This window comes from Bartonella sp. CL162QHHD, assembly GCF_042195435.1.
In the GTDB taxonomy this organism is placed as follows: domain Bacteria; phylum Pseudomonadota; class Alphaproteobacteria; order Rhizobiales; family Rhizobiaceae; genus Bartonella.
In genome coordinates, this window is sequence record NZ_JBHIOG010000002.1 from 1 (window position 1) to 3,266 (window position 3,266).

5 protein-coding genes are annotated in these 3,266 nt (G+C 38.3%); 4 read left to right on the forward strand and 1 reads right to left on the reverse strand.

The features are described 5' to 3' along the window. Positions 1–465 precede the first annotated feature (465 nt). Positions 466–1,224, forward strand: a complete 759-nt coding sequence (locus ACFILD_RS00070) for a hypothetical protein (protein WP_375664594.1) — start codon at positions 466–468, stop codon at positions 1,222–1,224. On the opposite strand, the gene ACFILD_RS00075 is transcribed toward ACFILD_RS00070, so the two are convergent. Next, positions 1,221–1,865, reverse strand: a complete 645-nt coding sequence (locus ACFILD_RS00075) for a hypothetical protein (RefSeq protein ID WP_375664598.1) — start codon at positions 1,863–1,865, stop codon at positions 1,221–1,223. The two genes, ACFILD_RS00070 and ACFILD_RS00075, sit on opposite strands and share 4 nt — an antisense overlap. Before the next feature lie 75 nt (positions 1,866–1,940). Here ACFILD_RS00075 and ACFILD_RS00080 point away from each other — a divergent pair, with 75 nt between their 5' ends. The 3 genes from ACFILD_RS00080 to ACFILD_RS00090 all read left to right on the forward strand — a co-directional run. Further along, complete coding sequence (locus tag ACFILD_RS00080) at positions 1,941–2,414, forward strand: crossover junction endodeoxyribonuclease RuvC (protein ID WP_375664595.1); 474 nt, start codon at positions 1,941–1,943, stop codon at positions 2,412–2,414. Next, positions 2,404–2,739: a DUF1376 domain-containing protein gene (locus ACFILD_RS00085; RefSeq protein ID WP_375664596.1), complete on the forward strand. Its 336-nt coding sequence runs from the start codon at positions 2,404–2,406 to the stop codon at positions 2,737–2,739. The genes ACFILD_RS00080 and ACFILD_RS00085 overlap by 11 nt, the downstream gene beginning before the upstream one ends. Before the next feature lie 3 nt (positions 2,740–2,742). Beyond that, a partial coding sequence (locus ACFILD_RS00090) for a DUF1376 domain-containing protein (RefSeq protein ID WP_375664597.1) occupies positions 2,743–3,266 on the forward strand: 524 nt, incomplete at its 3' end.

The window sequence follows — 3,266 nt, forward strand, 5'->3', positions numbered from 1 at the left end:
AGAACTCGAAGCAGATGTTCAATTACGCGACGAGGAAATTAAAGAATTGAAGCAAGAGATTGAAGAACGCGACGAGGAAATGGAAGAACTGAAACAAAAGATAGAAGAATGTGACGACGAGGAAATTGAAGAACTGAAGCAAGAGATTAAAGAACGTGACGAGGAAATTGATGAACTAAAACAAAAGATAGATGCGTACCGAGAAGACTTTAAACGGAAAAGTGAAACGATAGAAGCACTAAAAGCAGATGTGCAATCACGTGATGCGGAAATTCAAAGNATGCGTACCGAGAAGACTTTAAACGGAAAAGTGAAACGATAGAAGCACTAAAAGCAGATGTGCAATCACGTGATGCGGAAATTCAAAGACTAACACAAAAGCTTAAGCCGCGTGATGAAGCAGTAAAAGCGCCGACTCATAAGAATAAGAAGAGTAAGAAGAAGGGTAAGTGAGGAGTGGATAAGATGACAGTTAAAAAGAAGTATGAATCTACTGATGAAACAATCGAAGTTAATGGAGTTACGCTTCATCGTATACGTGCTTTAAGAAATTTTAGAGATGTGTACGCAGGTGACTTAGGTGGCTTTATTGAAAATGAAAGCAATTTAAGTCATGAGGGAGACTGTTGGGTTGGGGACGATGCAAAGGTTTATGGTAGTGCTAGGGTTTACGGTCGAGCCAAGGTTTTTGGTAATGCCAACGTTTATGATAACGCTCATGTTTATGGCAATGCCATTGTTTATTTTGATGCTAAAGTTTTTGATAATGCACATGTATACGGTACAGCAATAATTTGTGGAAATGCCCGTGTGTGTGGTGATGCATGGATTGATACAGGTTTTATTAGTGGTTGTGATTTAGTTAATAGTAGTAAAAAGAAATACGAACTTACAGACGATACAGTTGATCTCGGTCCTTTCAAGTTACACCGAATACGAGCATTGAGAAGCTTTGGCAAAGTAAAGAAAGGTGATTTAGGTGGCTGGGTAGAGAGTGAAGAGAACCTCAGTCACGAAGGTAATTGTTGGATTAGTGGTTTAGGGGCTGTTTTTGGTGGCGGCAGATTACGTGGTGATCACCTAGTTCCAAACTTTAATTACATTTCCAATACGACTTATAAATTGTCTATGTTAACACCACAACAATACATGGCATCTCTACCTTGGCACCGTAGAATATGGGAGCGACTCCGTTATTATTGGGAGTGCGGAATATGGCTTTAGCTATTAGAATTATTCATGAAGAGCTTTCTTTTAAATAGTTTATCAAACCACGTTTCGTTTTGCTGGTCTGTCCACCGGAAAAAACCAAGACAAAACTTGGTTTCAAGCGTTGCTTCTGGATCATTACATGAGGTGTGTTCAACTACAATGATTATAGGTTTTCTGAAGGACGGTTCTTTTGGGTGTATCTTAAACCAAAGAGTTAATTTACTTTTGGCTTTTATGCTAAAAAGATCAAAAAAACCCAAATGCTCTGGCTTTAGTTTTGGGTCTATTAAATCAATGTGCTTTGGAGTTTTTGGGATGACCTTTATTCCATTTCTATCTCTTTCAGAGTCTGTGATAGCTTCGTTAGGATCTGGGCGGCATACTTTATTAAATACAAACGGATATTCTTTGGGTATTTTGATATGATTTATCTTGATTATTTGATTTGTAGGATTGTGGATGATTAACTCTAGGTAAGTTTCAAGGTCTTGAGGATTATTTGGACTCATGTGTCCAAAAATTTCACGTACACTATAACTTTGCAATTTTTGTCCTAAACATCTTTCTTTTTGTGCTTTGTAGTTTGTATACAAAACAAAGCCTCCAACGGCTATACTAATGGTGGAAGAAAATAAATCATATATTGTTGGCATACTTCTCACATCTTTCTCCCCCCGCTTATGGGAAAATAGTAATCTTATAAAATACGTTTTGTATGGAGTGGCGCTGTGATTAACACGATTCTTTGTTTTGATCTAGGTACCAAAACGGGGTGGGCGATACGTGGTGCAAGTGGTGACATGTTCAGTGGTACCGTGAATTTTCAATCGCGCCGTTTTGAAGGCGGTGGAATGCGTTACTTGCGCTTTAAGCAATGGTTATCAGAAATAAAGCAGACAGCAGGTCAAATTGACGTGGTGTATTTTGAAGAGGTGAGGCGTCATAAAGGTACAGATGCAGCGCATGTTTACGGTGGTTTGTTAGCAACGTTAACGGCGTGGTGTGAACAGCATCAGATACCGTATGAGGGGATACCAGTAAGTACGATTAAGAAAGCGACGACAGGCAAGGGGAATGCGTCGAAAGAAGAGATGATTAAGGCGGTGCGTGCAAAAGGGCACAATCCGAAAGATGATAACGAAGCAGATGCTTTAGCAATTTTATATTTAGTTAAAGAAAGGGAATTGGGGTATGTCCATTAAATTACCATGGACGAGGCTTTTTGCAGACAGATGGCTTCTTACTCTTGGTTGTTTGTCGCCGACCGAGAAATGTATCTATGTCATGTTGCGACTTCTAATGCTCCGTACTGGTGAGCCTATTTTAAACAACTTAAGGGTATTAGCTCGTTGGATTGGTTATCCAGTAGAAGAGTTTGAAGCAGCTTTGAATTCCTTGATTGAAGGTGGATTCATCATACGTTTAGACAATGGTGGGTTGTGGAATTCAGAAGTTGAAAAAGAACTCAATAACGTCACTGAAGAGCTAGATAATTTCACTTGCAATATAATAAAGAAAGGGAGGTGAAGTATGTCAACTAAGTTGCCATGGACGAGGCTTTTTGCAGACAAGTGGGCAATAGTTGTTGATTATTTGCCTGCTGTAGAGGGCAATATCTATATGCGATTACGGTTACGTATGTTGCATACTGGTGAACCTCTTTTTTATAATATTAAAGTTTTATCTAATTACACTGGTTATTCAGTGAAGAAGTTTGAAGCGGCACTGAATGTTTTGCTTGAAGAAGGATATTTCATTCGTTTAGCAGATGGTCGCTTGTGGAATTTAGATGTTGAGGAAGAACTCAATAACTCTAATGAGAATTTAGATAAAGCTTCGGAAAAGGCTTCAAAAGCAGCAAAAGCTAGATGGGATAAAAACAAAGATAAAAGTAATGATGATGCACGTGCAATGCATGAGCAATGCACAAGCAATGCATACGCAATGCACGAGCAATGCTTGGAAATGCACAATAACATTAACAATAACAATAACAAAAAAAATAAAAATATTATTTTATCAAAAAGAGAAATTGATTTTGAAAATTTAGAAAC